The 14,952-nt window shown below is 56.9% G+C and carries 16 protein-coding genes; 5 read left to right on the forward strand and 11 right to left on the reverse strand.

The features are described 5' to 3' along the window. Position 1: 1 nt before the first annotated feature. From ulaC to ulaA, 3 genes are read right to left on the reverse strand one after another with little or no spacing between them, the layout of a single operon-like run. Complete coding sequence (gene ulaC, locus CWM54_RS21445; RefSeq protein WP_061156022.1) at positions 2-469, reverse strand: PTS ascorbate transporter subunit IIA; 468 nt, start codon at positions 467-469, stop codon at positions 2-4. Positions 470-478: 9 nt separating this feature from the next. Further along, complete coding sequence (gene ulaB, locus CWM54_RS21450) at positions 479-784, reverse strand: PTS ascorbate transporter subunit IIB (protein ID WP_002885682.1); 306 nt, start codon at positions 782-784, stop codon at positions 479-481. Positions 785-796: 12 nt separating this feature from the next. Further along, the gene (ulaA, locus tag CWM54_RS21455; RefSeq protein ID WP_100698430.1) at positions 797-2,197 is read right to left on the reverse strand and encodes a PTS ascorbate transporter subunit IIC; all 1,401 of its coding nucleotides are present in this window, start codon (positions 2,195-2,197) and stop codon (positions 797-799) included. 366 nt (positions 2,198-2,563) lie between these two features. Between ulaA and ulaG the strand changes: the two genes are divergently transcribed. Then, complete coding sequence (ulaG, locus tag CWM54_RS21460) at positions 2,564-3,628, forward strand: L-ascorbate 6-phosphate lactonase (RefSeq protein WP_100698432.1); 1,065 nt, start codon at positions 2,564-2,566, stop codon at positions 3,626-3,628. Between the two features lie 107 nt (positions 3,629-3,735). Next, positions 3,736-4,491 carry an HTH-type transcriptional regulator UlaR gene (gene ulaR, locus CWM54_RS21465; protein ID WP_004206453.1) on the forward strand — a complete coding sequence of 252 codons (756 nt, stop codon included), beginning with the start codon at positions 3,736-3,738 and terminating at the stop codon, positions 4,489-4,491. Here the strand turns inward: ulaR and yjfP are convergent. Beyond that, positions 4,488-5,204 carry an esterase gene (gene yjfP / locus CWM54_RS21470; RefSeq protein ID WP_100698434.1) on the reverse strand — a complete coding sequence of 239 codons (717 nt, stop codon included), beginning with the start codon at positions 5,202-5,204 and terminating at the stop codon, positions 4,488-4,490. The genes ulaR and yjfP overlap by 4 nt on opposite strands. A gap of 209 nt (positions 5,205-5,413) precedes the next feature. On the opposite strand from yjfP, the gene bsmA reads away from it, so the two are divergent. Then, positions 5,414-5,722 (forward strand): biofilm peroxide resistance protein BsmA, encoded by a 309-nt coding sequence (gene bsmA, locus CWM54_RS21475; RefSeq protein ID WP_008807185.1) that lies wholly within the window; start codon positions 5,414-5,416, stop codon positions 5,720-5,722. A 137-nt stretch (positions 5,723-5,859) separates the two neighbouring features. Continuing rightward, positions 5,860-6,135, forward strand: a complete 276-nt coding sequence (yjfN, locus tag CWM54_RS21480; RefSeq protein WP_008807186.1) for a DUF1471 family protease activator YjfN — start codon at positions 5,860-5,862, stop codon at positions 6,133-6,135. Here the strand turns inward: yjfN and CWM54_RS21485 are convergent. From CWM54_RS21485 to CWM54_RS21510, 6 genes are all read right to left on the reverse strand, one after another. Beyond that, on the reverse strand, positions 6,126-7,763 hold the full coding sequence (locus CWM54_RS21485) for an isovaleryl-CoA dehydrogenase (RefSeq protein ID WP_074387278.1): 1,638 nt from the start codon (positions 7,761-7,763) through the stop codon (positions 6,126-6,128). The genes yjfN and CWM54_RS21485 overlap by 10 nt on opposite strands. 125 nt (positions 7,764-7,888) lie before the next feature. Continuing rightward, positions 7,889-8,620 (reverse strand): 23S rRNA (guanosine(2251)-2'-O)-methyltransferase RlmB, encoded by a 732-nt coding sequence (gene rlmB, locus CWM54_RS21490; RefSeq protein WP_061156025.1) that lies wholly within the window; start codon positions 8,618-8,620, stop codon positions 7,889-7,891. Positions 8,621-8,702: 82 nt separating this feature from the next. Beyond that, positions 8,703-11,141, reverse strand: coding sequence for a ribonuclease R (gene rnr, locus CWM54_RS21495; RefSeq protein WP_061156026.1), 2,439 nt, complete (start codon positions 11,139-11,141; stop codon positions 8,703-8,705). A gap of 35 nt (positions 11,142-11,176) precedes the next feature. Beyond that, positions 11,177-11,602, reverse strand: a complete 426-nt coding sequence (gene nsrR / locus CWM54_RS21500; RefSeq protein WP_002885667.1) for a nitric oxide-sensing transcriptional repressor NsrR — start codon at positions 11,600-11,602, stop codon at positions 11,177-11,179. A 150-nt stretch (positions 11,603-11,752) separates the two neighbouring features. Then, positions 11,753-13,051: an adenylosuccinate synthase gene (locus tag CWM54_RS21505; RefSeq protein WP_100681717.1), complete on the reverse strand. Its 1,299-nt coding sequence runs from the start codon at positions 13,049-13,051 to the stop codon at positions 11,753-11,755. A 102-nt stretch (positions 13,052-13,153) separates the two neighbouring features. Beyond that, the gene (locus CWM54_RS21510) at positions 13,154-13,351 is read right to left on the reverse strand and encodes a DUF2065 domain-containing protein (protein ID WP_002885664.1); all 198 of its coding nucleotides are present in this window, start codon (positions 13,349-13,351) and stop codon (positions 13,154-13,156) included. A gap of 223 nt (positions 13,352-13,574) precedes the next feature. Here CWM54_RS21510 and CWM54_RS21520 point away from each other — a divergent pair, with 223 nt between their 5' ends. Further along, positions 13,575-13,865 (forward strand): hypothetical protein, encoded by a 291-nt coding sequence (locus CWM54_RS21520; protein ID WP_061156027.1) that lies wholly within the window; start codon positions 13,575-13,577, stop codon positions 13,863-13,865. An 80-nt stretch (positions 13,866-13,945) separates the two neighbouring features. Here CWM54_RS21520 and hflC read toward each other — a convergent pair whose 3' ends face one another. After that, positions 13,946-14,950, reverse strand: a complete 1,005-nt coding sequence (hflC, locus tag CWM54_RS21525) for a protease modulator HflC (protein ID WP_002885662.1) — start codon at positions 14,948-14,950, stop codon at positions 13,946-13,948. Positions 14,951-14,952 lie beyond the last annotated feature (2 nt).

Consider the following 14,952-nt stretch of genomic DNA (forward strand, 5'->3'; position numbering starts at 1 on the left):
TTTAAACAGCCGCCGCGGTGGCGTTTTTGATTAAATCCAGCACTTCCTGCTCGCTACGGCAGGCGCGTAAACGGTCGAAATTGGCTTCATCCTCAAACAGGTTAACGATCTGCATGATGCCCACCTCCTGGTGGGTGGTGGCATCAACCGCCGCCATGGTGATCAGGATGTCGACCGGGTCGTTATCTTCGTGGTTGAAAATCAGCGGTTTTTTTAGCGTCACCAGCGCAAAGCCGGTTTTTTTGACGCCCTCTTCCGGCCGCCCGTGCGGCATCGCCAGCCCCGGCGCGATAACAAAATAGGGGCCATGCTGCGCGACGCCGTCGAGGATCGCCTGGTAGTAGCGCGGTTCCACTACGTCGGCGGCCACCAGCAAATCGACGCCGATCTTCACCGCCTCCTGCCAGGTTTCCGCTTCCGCCTGCAGGCGAATGGAGTGGTTCTGCGCCAGTGAGTCATGGAGTTTCATGGCCGCTCCTTATTTCACGTCCTGCGGGAAGTGAGCTTTGATCACCTCCAGCAGTTTTGGGCCGAAATCCGCCGGCGACAGCATATTGCGTACGCCCACCACGTGTTTATTACCGGAGACGGTAATCTCACCCGCGATATGGGTTGAAGCGATGATGATATCCGCGCCGTTCAGCTCGCTTTTGTATTCACCTACCGCGCAGCTGTTTACCGTGTGGTCGATGTTGGATTGCGTCAGGAACTGATCCACCTTCATTTTCATGATCATGGAACTGCCTTGCCCGTTGCCACACACAGCCAGAATACGTACGGTCATAATCAGAACTCCTTATTGGGCAGAGGCCTCTGCCAGTTGTTTTTCCGCGTCTTCCTCGGCGCGCAGTGCGCGGCCGGCGAAGAACATATAAGTCAGTGCAATCAGGATGATGGCGGCCATAAACGCCAGCCCGATGGAGGCGAAGCCCTGCATCATCGGCGGCGCCAGAATCGACCAGTCCGCCATCCCCATCCAGGCGCTCATCCCGGTGAGTTTCACCGCCCATACGCAGCCGAAGATTTCAATCATGCCCATCACCAGGCAGATCTTGAGCGCCGCGCGCCAGCCGCCGAAGTGGTTGGCAAAAACGCCAATCGTCGCGTTGGAGAAGAACATCGGGATAAAGCCTGGAATAATCAGAATTGAAGAGCCGATGCCGACCAGAATGCCGACGGCAATCAGCTGGCCGATGGTGCCCCACATAAAGCCCCACACCACCGCATTCGGCGCAAAGCTGTAGATAGCGGCGCAGTCAATCGCCAGCACCGCGCCGGGGATCAGGCGTTGCGAGATACCGTTGAAGGCTTCGGACAGTTCGGCGACGAACATCCGCACGCCCTGGGTAATGATGAAAATGGCCACCGCGAAGGAGAAACCGGTCTGCAGGATATAGACCGTCCAGTGGGTTTTACCCGCCATCGCCTGCACCACATCAATACCGAAGGAAAGCAGGATCGCGCCAAAGAAAATGGTCATCACAATCGCGGTAGAGACGATGTTGTCATGGAAGATATTCAGCCAGCCGGGCAGCTTAAGGTCTTCGACGCTCTCCTCTTTTTTCCCCAGATACGGCGCCACTTTGTAGGCAATCCACGAGGCAAACTGCTGTTGGTGACCGATGGAAAAACCGCAGCCGTCGGTGACCAGTTGGGTCGGCTTGAACATCATGTTGGAGGTGATCCCCCAGTACAGGGAGACCAGTACCGCGGTGCAGATAATGGTCGTCCACATCCCGTAACCAAAGATGAAGAACGAGACCGCAATCAGCCCCGCCTGCTGAAACATGATATGGCCAGTCAGCATGATGGTGCGGATACCGGTAATGCGCCGCAGCAGGACATAACAGATGTTGAGCGCCAGTGCCAGGAGCACCGCATACCCCACCCAGCTGTAGGCCTCGCCCATCCGGTCGATGGTCGCCATCATCGAGGCGTAAGTATCGGAAATCGCGCCATTGATGCCATAGACCTCTGACATTTTCGCCACCACCGGCTTAAAGGTGCTGGTGAGGATGCCGGAACCGGCTTGTAACAGCATGAAACCAATGATGGTTTTGATCGTACCTTTGATAATCACGCTGACGCTTTTACGCAACAGGATATAGCCAAGGCAGGTCACGATACCCAGCAGCAACGGGGCATTGGTCATGACCTGATTAAAGAAGACGGTAAAGATGTTGTAGAGGATCTCCATAACACACTCCAGAAGAGGAAGGCTTTGAACGCGCATGTCGCTCAGCAGTTGTCGTCGCCTTCACTCTAATAATCAAAAATAATCACAACAAGATTGAATTTGATTAAATGTGACGTACGCCGCAATAATCCTTACTTTCACTCAGGCCATTACCAATTATGTACGTAGAAACATAAATAAACATCTTTAAATCATATAGATAAAACAACACCTAACGTCAATTCGGACGGATAGAGCCCGGAAATTATGCGCGACGTCTCGCAAAAATGCAGGAAAACAAGATTGCAATCTTGAAAACACAGTGACAACATAAATCAAAACCAATCAAATAGTGATTACTTTTGAAAATGCATGAGGAAGACCGCGATGAGTAAAGTCCAAACCATCACCCGAGAATCATGGATCCTGAACACCTTTCCGGAATGGGGTAGCTGGCTGAATGAAGAGATTGAACAAGAGCAGGTTGCGCCAGGCACCTTCGCCATGTGGTGGCTGGGCTGTACCGGCATCTGGTTAAAATCCGAGGGTGGGGCTAACGTCTGCGTCGATTTCTGGTGCGGCACCGGCAAACAGAGCCACGGCAATCCGCTGATGAAAACCGGCCATCAAATGCAGCGGATGGCGGGGGTGAAGAAACTGCAGCCGAACCTGCGCACCACGCCGTTCGTGCTCGATCCGTTCGCCATTCGCCAGATTGACGCCGTACTGGCGACCCATGATCATAACGATCATATTGACGTCAACGTCGCCGCCGCCGTGATGCAGAACTGCCCGGCCGATGTGCCCTTTATTGGGCCGAAAACCTGCGTCGATCTGTGGATAGGCTGGGGTGTACCGAAAGCGCGGTGTATCGTCATGAAGCCCGGCGATGTAGTGAAGATCAAAGACATTGAGATCCACGCGCTCGACGCGTTCGATCGCACGGCGCTGATCACCCTCCCGGCGGATCAAAAAGCCGCCGGCGTGCTGCCGGACGGCATGGACCAGCGCGCAGTCAACTATCTGTTTAAAACACCGGGTGGCAATCTCTACCACAGCGGCGATTCCCACTACTCCAACTACTACGCGAATCACGGCAACGAGCATCAAATTGACGTCGCCCTCGGCTCGTATGGCGAGAACCCGCGCGGCATCACCGACAAAATGACCAGCGCCGATATCCTGCGTATGGCAGAGTCGCTCAACGCCAAAGTGGTGATCCCGTTCCACCATGATATCTGGTCAAACTTTCAGGCCGATCCGCAGGAGATCCGCGTCCTGTGGGAGATGAAAAAGGATCGTCTGAAGTACGGCTTCAAGCCGTTTATCTGGCAGGTCGGCGGCAAATTTACCTGGCCGCTGGATAAAGACAATTTCGAATATCACTACCCGCGCGGCTTCGATGACTGCTTCACCATTGAGCCGGACCTGCCGTTCAAATCCTTCCTGTAAGCCGCCTCCGGCAGGCACTGCCTGCCGGAAATACCCCGCCGCAGGGTTAGTATTTTCACATGATTTCAAATATCATCTTTGCCGTTCACTTTTAATCGGATTCGCTCATGACGGAAGCGCAAAGGCACCAAATTCTGCTGGATCTGCTCGCCCAAACGGGGTTTGTTACCGTAGAGCAGGTGATGTCGCGGCTCGGGATCTCACCCGCAACCGCCCGACGTGATATCAACAAGCTGGATGAAAGCGGCAAACTGAAAAAGGTTCGCAATGGCGCGGAAGCCATTAGTGAGCAGCGCCCCCGCTGGACGCCAATGAACATCCACCAGGCGCAAAATCTGGATGAAAAAGTGCGTATTGCACGCGCCGCTTCGCAGCTGATCGCGCCGGGGGAAAGTATCGTCATTAACTGCGGCTCCACCGCCTTTCTGCTGGGACGGGAACTGTGCGGTAAACCGGTGCAGATCATCACCAACTATTTGCCGCTGGCTAATTACCTGATCGATCAGGAGCACGACAGCGTGATTATCATGGGCGGGCAGTACAACCGAAGCCACGCCATCACGCTCAGCCCCCACGGTAGCGAAAACAGCCTGTATGCCGGGCACTGGATGTTCACCAGCGGCAAAGGGCTGACCGCCGAAGGGCTCTACAAAACCGATATGTTGACCGCCATGGCCGAGCAGAAAATGCTCAGCGTGGTCGGCAAACTGGCGGTGCTGGTCGACAGCAGTAAGATCGGCGAGCGCGCCGGGATGTTATTCAGCCAGGCCGGGCAAATTGACGTGGTGATCACCGGGAAACAGGCTGATGCCGCAATCCTCAAACAGCTTGAGGATCAGGGCGTCAGCGTGATCCGCGTTTAAAGATGCTGGCGGAAAAAGGCGACCGTCGCGGCCAGCGCCTCTGGCGTAATGCGATGGCGGACGCCCTTTTGCCAGACGCAGGTCAGCCTGGCGGCAAGATCGCCTTGCCGGAGCGCCTGCTCAAGACGGAAGGTCTCTTCCGGCGGCACCACATCGTCAGCGTCCCCATGCCAGAGCAACAGCGGCCGCCGGGCAAGGGACGCCAGCTGATGGCTGACATCCCACTCGCGGAGACTGTCAGCATCAAAGCCAGGCGAGGGAAACAGGGTTTGCGACAGCGAACGAAAATAGCCCGACCCCATCAGACAAGCGACGCTGTTCAGTTCGGGATGGTGCGTCATGATGCCCAGCGCCGTCATCCCTCCCATCGAGGCGCCAGCCACCGCCAGCCGTGCTCCCTCCAGCCATCCCTCGGCGATAATCGCCTCGCGCAGCGCGGGAAACTCCCTGAAATTCTGCTGCAGGATCGGCCAGAAGCGCTGCATCCGCCCGGCCTCGTCGCCCTGATAACGCGCCCCATGCTCCGGGGCGTCCGGCATGATCACCCGGAAGCCCGCCTCGGCCAACGCCACCGCAAAGTAGCTGTAGACCAGCTTGGAGGAGGTAAAGCCATGATAAAAGACGATACAGGGCAAAGGTTTATCCAGACTCTCCTGTGGGCAGGCATGCAAAATTTCACCGCCGCCGAGGTTGCGCATTTCTAGTGCAATCATTTATCGTCTCCCTTCTCTATCGTGGTTAGGCGTCATGGGAAAATTCATTCACCAGGCTACCCGGTTTGCTACGATTCATAATGTTGAGAACCTGGTTACGCTTTCACAACATTTTCATTCGAAAATCGCGTCAGAGATAACAGTTCGGGAACATTCCCCGGAAATCCTGTTAAGGCTACCACTACACTATCACTATCAGGAAACGAGATATGGTTATGCGCAGGTTTTCACCGTGGTTACTGGCTATCGTGCTCAGCGGGTGTAGTGCCCTGCAGGGGACGCCGGAAGCCCCGCCGCCCGCCACCGACCATCCGCAGGAGATCCAGCGTAATCAGACGGCTGGCCTGCAGAAAATGGCCACGGTGAGTGTGCTGATGTACGGTTCGCCGATGGATGTCGAAGCGGCGTTGAAGGCCAAAGCAGAAGCGGCCAAAGCCGATTACTACGTCATCATCATGATCGATGACACCATGGTACCCGGCCAGTGGTATTCGCAGGCGATCCTCTATCGTCGATGACGAGGCGGCGTCTTTAAATCTGCTTTACACAGCTTTGCGTCCATTCACGTTCTCCTGTGCATAATAACGTTCGGCCAGCCACCTGGCAGAACGTTAGCAACGGACTGCCCTTGGGACTACGTGAAATGGAGCTGACGATGAAACGATCTTTTACCCTACCCAGCCTGCTGTTTACCGCTGCGACGGCCAATACGTCCGCGCAGTCAGCCGAATTCGCCAGCGCGGATTGCGTCACTGGCCTGAATGAAATCGGTCTGATCTCCGTCACTAATCTTTCCGGCAGCCAACAGGATGTGGAGCACGCCATTGCCCGCAAAGCGGACGAGCAAGGCGCCTCCTGGTATCGCATTATTCAGATGTACGAAGAACAACAGCCGGACAGCTGGCGCGTGCAGGCTATTCTCTACGCCTGAGGCGCCTGGCGCCCGCGCCCCATGGCCCGCAGCAGCAGGTCGTCGAGGGTCGGCGCATCAAGACGCATGCCGCCGCGGGTGTCGAGCATCATCCGACACCAGGCTTCAGCCAGCGGCGGCGAAGCGTGGCGCAGCATCTGCGCCCCTGCGCCAAGACGATAGACCAGCCGGGCAATCTCTCTCCCCTGCTCTTCGGCGGGCCGTCTCAGCAGCTGCTGCAGTTGACGCCACGCGCGGTCGAGATGGCGATTCTGTCCTTTCACCTCCGCGCACTCTGCCGCCAGCAGCTCCATCGCCGCCGGCTGCTTGCTGAGCACCCGCATGACATCGAGACACATAATGTTGCCGGAACCTTCCCAAATGCTGTTGACCGGCATCTCACGGTAGAGGCGCGGGAGTTCGCTCTCCTCGCAATAGCCGATGCCGCCGAGCACTTCCATCGCCTCGGCGACAAACGGGATACCGGCCTTGCAGATGGCAAACTTGGCCGCAGGCGTAAACAGGCGCGCCCATGCGCTTTCCCGGGCATCATCCCGACGGTCCCAGGCGCGAGCCAGACGAAACAGAAACGCGGTTTGCCCCTCCAGACGCAGCGCCATTTGCCCCAGCAGCTGGCGCATCATCGGCTGATCGACCAGGTTTTTGCCAAACGCCTGACGCTGTAGCGCGTGATACAGCGCCACCGAGAAGGCGCGACGCATCAGGGCATGGCTGCCCAGCGCGCAGTCAAAGCGGGTCAGGCCGCCCATCCTGAGGATCTGCCGCACGCCGTCGCCCTCTTCGCCCACCAGCCAGCCGCAGGCATCATAAAACTCCACTTCACTGCTGGCGTTGGAGCGGTTGCCGAGCTTCTCTTTTAAGCGTTCAAGACGCACGCCGTTGCGCTGCCCGTCTGGCAGCAGACGCGGCACAAAGAAGCACGACAGTCCCGCGGGGGCCTGGGCCAGCACCAGGTGGGCATCGCTCTGCGGCACTGAGAAGAACCACTTGTGTCCCACCAGCCGGTAAAACCCTTCTGCCGTTTTCTCCGCGCGGGTGGTATTGCTCAGCACATCGGAGCCCCCTTGCTTCTCGGTCATCCCCATGCCGATCAGCAGGCCGCGCTTCTGACCGCCAGGCGCGAGGTGGGGATCGTAACGGTCGCTAAGCAGTGGCGACAGCCAGTCACGAAAGGGCGCGGGCAGGGCGTGCTGCAGCAGCGGCGTCGCGGCGAAGGTCATGGTAATCGGGCACAATGTCCCGGCCTCCACCTGGGCATGGAGCAGAAAGCGAGCGGCGCGCGCCACAAAAGCGCCTTCACGGGCATCCTCCTGCCAGGCGAGGTTATGTACCCGGTTTGCACACAGCCCCTGCATCAGCAGGTGCCAGGCGGGATGGAAGCGCACGTCATCCAGCCGGGCGCCAGTGGCGTCATAGCGCAGCAGCTCCGGTGGGTTACTGTTGGCCAGGCGTCCCAACTCCAGCGATTCGGCGGTCCCCAGCTGCTGGCCAATGCTGGCGAGTAGATCGCCATCCCAGCCGGCGCCTTCGCGGACCACCGCTTCACGCAGGGCGGTATCGGACAGGAAAAGATTGCTGTTATTCAGCGGAGTCGGTTGATTAAAAACGGTGTGCGTTTGCCAGTGCATCGTGTCTCCCTCCATCAATGGCGATAGCCATAAGTATGGTTTTCAAGGGGGATTCTCGCCCGCGAAAGCGGTCACAAAAAAGCCATCCCGAAGGATGGCTTTTTTTGATTCGTCGACGGTTCAGCTTAGCTGCGCTGGCGGACCGCTTCAAACAGGCAGATGCCGGTGGCCACCGAGACGTTCAGCGAGGAGACGCTGCCCGCCATCGGGATGCTGATCAGCTCATCGCAGTGCTCGCGGGTCAGACGACGCATACCTTCGCCTTCAGCGCCCATCACCAGCGCCATCGGGCCGGTCATTTTGCTCTGGAACAGCGTATGGTCGGCTTCGCCAGCGGTCCCGACGATCCAGACGTTTTCTTCCTGCAGCAGACGCATGGTGCGCGCCAGGTTGGTCACGCGGATCAGCGGGACGTTCTCCGCCGCGCCGCAGGCCACTTTCTTCGCCGTCGCATTCAGCTGAGCGGAACGATCTCGCGGCACGATCACCGCATGCACGCCGGCGGCGTCGGCGCTACGCAGGCAGGCGCCGAGGTTGTGCGGATCGGTTACGCCGTCGAGGATCAGCAGGAACGGCTGATCGTGCTGCGCCAGCAGATCCGGCAGATCGTTCTCCTGATACTGACGTCCTGGCTTCACGCGGGCAATAATCCCCTGATGCACCGCGCCTTCGCTCTTCTCATCGAGGAACTGGCGGTTGGCCACCTGAATCACCACGCCTTGCGCTTCCAGGGCATGGATCAGCGGCAGCAGGCGTTTATCCTCACGGCCTTTCAGAATATAAACTTCCTGAAAACGCTCAGGTGCGCGTTCCAGCAGTGCCTGCACCGCATGGATGCCGTAAATCATTTCACTCATTGATGTACTCGTTTTAGGTTCTGTTATCCGTCCCCTTCACCCCGTTCTGCGCCAGCAGACTTCTGGAGTGAAGGGACGTCAATCACTCGGCGATTTTCTTCTTTGCCGCGCGCTTGGCTTTGGTCGCGGCGGCGATTTTCTGTGTTTTCGCCGACGGTTTTTTCGCTTTCTTCTCGCCTTTGGGCTTCGCTTTAGCCTGCTCTTTTTCTTTGCGGAACGCGCTATCCGGCTCGAAGTTCACCTGTTTACCCACCTGGCGGCGACGGCCACCCGGTTTGCCAGAGGTGCTCTTTTTCGCTTTCTCACGGGCAGTTTTGCCAACATTACGCGGCGCACGCTCGCTGGAAATCAGGCTGAAATCAATCTTACGCTCGTCCATGTTGACGGCTTCCACGCGGACTTCCACACGGTCGCCCAGACGATAAGTCTGACCGCCGGACTCGCCGATCAGCCGCTGGCCAACCTGGTCAAAACGGTAATAGTCGTTATCCAGGGAGGAGACATGCACCAGACCATCGATAAACAGATCGTTCAGGCGGACAAAGAAGCCAAAGCCGGTCACGCTGGCGATGACACCGGAGAAGGTGTTGCCCACCTGATCCTGCATGAAGTCGCACTTCAGCCAGTCGGACACTTCGCGCGTCGCTTCGTCGGCGCGGCGCTCGGTCATCGAACAGTGCTGGCCCAGCTGCAGCATCTCTTCCATGCTGTAGTGCCAGCCGCCGGTCTCGGTGCTATTCCCTTTATGTCCCTGCTCTTTTGCCAGCAGATACTTGATGGCGCGGTGCAGCGACAGATCCGGGTAGCGGCGAATCGGCGAGGTGAAGTGGGCGTATGACTGCAGCGCCAGGCCAAAGTGACCACGGTTTTCCGGATCGTAAACGGCCTGCTTCATGGAGCGCAGGAGCATCGTTTGCAGCATTTCTGCATCCGGGCGATCGGCAATGGAGGTCAACAGTTCGGCGTAATCGCGCGGCTCCGGCTTGTTGCCGCCCGGCAGCTCCAGTCCCAGCTCAGCCAGCACGGTACGGAACGAGGTAATCGCTTCGGTGCTTGGCTTATCGTGGATACGGAACAGTGCCGGCTCCTGCGCTTTCTCAACGAAACGCGCGGCGGAGATGTTCGCCAGGATCATACACTCTTCAATCAGCTTATGCGCATCGTTACGCTGAGTCTGTTCGATACGCTCAATACGGCGTTCGGCATTGAAGATGAATTTAGCTTCTTCACTTTCAAATGAGATACCGCCGCGCTCTTCGCGGGCGCTATCCAGCACTTTGTAGAGGTTATGCAGCTCTTCAATATGCTTCACCAGCGGCGCGTAGTGTTCGCGCAGCTCCTGATCGCCCTGCAGCATATGCCACACTTTGGTGTAGGTCAGGCGAGCATGTGAACTCATCACCGCTTCATAGAACTTAAAGCCGGTCAGGCGGCCTTTTGACGAAATCGTCATCTCGCACACCATACACAGGCGATCGACCTGCGGGTTCAGCGAGCACAGGCCGTTCGACAGCACTTCCGGCAGCATCGGTACTACCTGCGACGGGAAGTAGACCGACGTCCCGCGGCTACGCGCTTCACCGTCCAGCGGCGTACCAGGGCGCACATAGTAGCTCACGTCGGCGATAGCCACCCACAGACGCCAGCCGCCGCCGCGTTTCTTCTCGCAGTACACCGCGTCATCGAAGTCGCGGGCATCTTCGCCATCAATAGTGACCAGTGGCAGAGAGCGCAGATCGACGCGTCCGGCTTTCGCCTCTTCCGGCACCTGCTCTTTGAGGCCGGAAACCTGTTTTTCCACCGCTGGCGGCCAGACGTAAGGAATTTCATGGGTACGCAGCGCCATATCGACGGCCATGCCGGTGCCCATGTTGTCGCCCAGCACTTCGACGATTTTCCCGACCGCTTTGGTGCGGCGGGTTGGGCGCTGGGTCAGTTCGACCACCACCACGTAGCCCATCCGCGCGCCCATTATTTCTTCAGGCGGGATCAGGATATCGAAACTCAGGCGGCTGTCGTCCGGGACGACGAAGCCGACGCCAGCGTCGGTGAAGTAGCGGCCAACAATCTGGCTGGTTTTCGGTACCAGCACGCGAACGATGCGCGCCTCGCGGCGACCCTTACGGTCCGCACCCAGCGGCTGGGCCAGCACCTGGTCACCGTGAATACAGGTTTTCATCTGCTCTGACGACAGATACAGATCGTCCTTGCGCCCTTCAACGCGCAGGAACCCAAAGCCATCACGGTGGCCAATAACGGTACCTTTGAGGAGATCAAGGCGCTCCGGCAGCGCATAGCACTGGCGGCGTGTGAAGACCAGTTGACCGTCGCGCTCCATCGCGCGCAGGCGGCGGCGCAGCGCTTCTATTTGTTCTTCGCCCTCAATATTTAACTCGATGGCCAGCTCATCGCGGCTGGCAGGCTTTTCCCGTTTGGTTAAATGTTCGAGGATAAATTCCCGGCTCGGGATGGGATTCGCGTACTTCTCAGCTTCGCGTTCCTGGAATGGATCTTGTGACATATCGGTTCCTCCGTTGTCATCTCCGGCAGAGTGGTTCACTCCACCAGTAATAATTTATAAAGCGGTTGATTCTTCTCAACCAAATCAGCCAGCGTATAGTTATCCAGCTCCTTGAGAAAACTCTGCGCGGCTTCAGCTAGCGCCTGTTTCAGACGACAGGCTGGTGTGATGTGGCAAAATTCGCTGCTGCAGTTGACCAGCGATAAGGGTTCAAGATCGCGCACCACGTCACCCACGCGGATCTGCCCTGCTGGTTTACCGAGGCGAATACCCCCATTCTTCCCCCGCACGGCAGTCACGTAGCCCATACGGCTTAACTGATTGATTATTTTAACCATATGATTACGGGAGACGCCATAGACCTCGGTCACTTCCGAGATGCTGGTCATGCGTCCTTCCGGCAGCGACGCCATATAAATCAGCGCGCGTAATCCGTAATCGGTGAAACTCGTTAACTGCACATAAACCTCAGGGAAAAGAAAACAGGGTATGTCGAGCGACATCATTATTATTGATGATAAACCAGCCAGCGCTCAGGCCGCTAATTTATTTGAAATGGGGCGGGCGAACAGCAAAAACAAGGGCGCCCGAACGGCGCCCCTTGAGAGTGATTACGCGTCGAACGGGTCGCGCAGAATCATGGTCTCGGTACGGTCTGGACCAGTAGAGATGATATCCACCGGCACGCCGGTCAGCTCTTCAATACGCTGGATGTAGTTCAGCGCTGCCTGCGGCAGACCGCTGCGCTCTTTCACGCCAAAGGTGGTTTCGGACCAGCCCGGCATGGTTTCGTAGATAGGCTCGATACCTTCCCAGTTGTCGGCAGCCAGCGGAGTGGTGGTCACTTCGCGGCCATCCGGCATACGGTAGCCGACGCAGATTTTCACTTCTTTCAGGCCGTCGAGGACGTCCAGTTTAGTCAGGCAGAAGCCGGACAGCGAGTTAATCTGCACCGCGCGGCGTACTGCAACCGCGTCCAGCCAGCCGGTACGACGACGACGGCCGGTGGTGGCGCCGAATTCGTTACCCTGCTTGCACAGGAACTCGCCAGTTTCATCAAACAGCTCGGTCGGGAACGGACCCGCGCCTACGCGAGTTGAGTAAGCTTTGATGATGCCCAGTACGTAATCCACATAACGCGGACCCAGGCCGGAGCCGGTTGCCACGCCACCCGCAGTGGTGTTGGAGGAAGTCACATACGGATAGGTACCGTGGTCGATATCCAGCAGGGTACCCTGCGCGCCTTCGAACATCACGAAGTCGCCGCGCTTACGCGCCTGATCCAGCAGATCGGATACGTCCACCACCATGGCGGTCAGGATGTCGGCAATCGCCATGACATCGTCCAGCACTTTCTGGTAGTCAACCGCTTCTGCTTTGTAGAAGTTCACCAGCTGGAAGTTGTGATATTCCATCACTTCTTTCAGTTTGTCAGCGAAGGTGGCTTTATCAAACAGGTCGCCAACGCGCAGGCCGCGACGAGCAACTTTATCTTCGTAAGCCGGGCCGATACCGCGACCGGTCGTACCGATAGCTTTCGCACCGCGTGCTTTCTCACGTGCGACGTCCAGCGCCACGTGATAGTCGAGGATAAGCGGGCAGGCTTCGGACAGCAGCAGACGCTCACGAACAGGGATACCACGGTCTTCCAGACCTTTCATCTCTTTCATCAGCGCAGCCGGAGACAGCACAACACCGTTACCGATGATGCTGGTTACATTCTCACGGAGAATACCTGATGGAATAAGATGGAGGACGGTTTTTTCACCGTTGATTACGAGAGTATGGCCTGCGTTATGGCCACCCTGGTAGCGCACAACATATTTAGCCCGTTCTGTCAGGAGATCGACGATCTTCCCTTTACCTTCGTCACCCCATTGGGTGCCCAGTACGACGACGTTGTTACCCATTTTTCAAAATCACCGTTTGCTTAAAAATGGATTCTACCATCGCTTTTTCAGAGTTACAGCACTTTTTGCATCCAAAATAAGGCAAATCCGACCACTTTTTGATCAGCCAATCGATTTCCTCAACATGTAGTAGATCACAATCCCTGCAACCACAAGTCCGCCGCCAAAGCGACGCAATAAATTATCCGGTAACTGGCTCAGACTGGCGACCATTTTACGCCAGGCGCGTGGATAGAGCAGCGGGCCGAGCCCTTCGAGTACTAAAACCAGCGCCAGCGCCAGCCAAATGGTGGAGTTCATTATCAACCCTAATTGAAAAGTATTATTGCCGCCCGCGCGGGCGTCATCGGCCAGCATGGTGAATTCATTCACTCATTTCACATTGTCCCGTATTTCATCTTCATTATGAACCGGCAAGGTGAAACAAAATTCACAACTAATTGTATTGCTGGATATTTTTTAAATTGTAACTATGCCATCGCGTACTACAACCCGGTACGTCTACATAATCAGGAAGATTATCATGAGAGAATTAACCGCATTTGAAATTGAAAATGTGAGCGGCGCAGGCTGGTTACAGGATGGCCTGGCTTCCTTAGGCAGCAAGGTCGGTGCCGCCGTATGGACGATGGGTACCGATGCCCTGAGCATCAATCTGCCGCTGATTGGCACCATCAATCTGGCCGACCTTTCGCCTGACCTGGGCAAAACTCTGGGCGAAAGCGTTGGGTCGACCATTGGTGGCACCATCGAAAGTACGCTGGCAAGTCTGCCGGTGATCGGTGGCCTGCTGAACAAACTGCTCGGCAACTAATTAGCCTTTGCAGCATGAAAAAAGGCGCCTGTTTCAGGCGCCTTTTCGCGTTAGCACTTCAGGTTTACACCCTCTACGGCTTATTTACGCGCCGAATCCGGTGAACGCATATAGCGGAAGAAATCGCTGTCCGGGCTCAGGACCATCACATCCTGGTTGCTCTGGAAGCTCTTCTCATAAGCGCGCAGGCTACGAATAAAGGAGTAGAAGCCTGGATCCTGGCTGAACGCATCGGCAAACAGTTTTGCCGATTCCGCATCACCTTCACCACGCAGGATACGACCCTGGCGCTCGGCTTCCGCCAGCGTCTTGGTGACTTCGTAGTCTGCAGTCGCGCGCAGTTTCTCAGCTTCTTCCTGACCCTGTGAACGGTGGCGACGAGCAACCGCTTCACGCTCCGCGCGCATACGATTATAAATCGCTTCCGACACTTCTGCCGGCAGGTTGATCTGTTTGATACGCACGTCGACAACTTCGATACCCAGTGCCGCCATACTGTTCGGGTTGATCACCTGCACTTTGCCGTTGGTTTCTGCTTCAACACGCTCAGCGGCTTTGGCGATAGCGTCATCAGCCGCCGGGGTGCTGACCTCATCTTCAGTGCCAGCAGAACCCGAGTTCAGTGCATCGCGCACTTCCAGCGTCAGGCGACCACGGGAGTCAGTAACGATGTCTTTCACATCCAGACGACCAATTTCAGAACGCAGACGGTCAGAGAATTTACGCTTCAGCAGCACCTCGGCCTGGGAGACGTCGCCGCCGCCGGTTGCCAGGTAGTAACGGCTGAAGTCACTGATGCGCCACTTGATATAGGAGTCGACGATCAGGTCTTTTTTCTCTTTGGTCACAAAACGGTCAGCCTGGTTGTCCATGGTCTGGATACGCGCATCCAGCATCTTCACCGATTCGATAAACGGGATCTTGAAGTGCAGGCCCGGCGCATACACCAGCGGCTTGTTTTCGTCGTCGCGCAGAACTTTACCGAAACGCAGCGTAATCCCGCGCTCGCCTTCCTTTACGACAAAGACTGACATGTAGAGCACTACCAGCACGATGACAATGATCGCGATAACAGATTTACGCATCG

The organism is Klebsiella sp. D-Nf1 (assembly GCF_002810515.1).
Classification (GTDB): Bacteria; Pseudomonadota; Gammaproteobacteria; order Enterobacterales; family Enterobacteriaceae; genus Klebsiella; species Klebsiella variicola.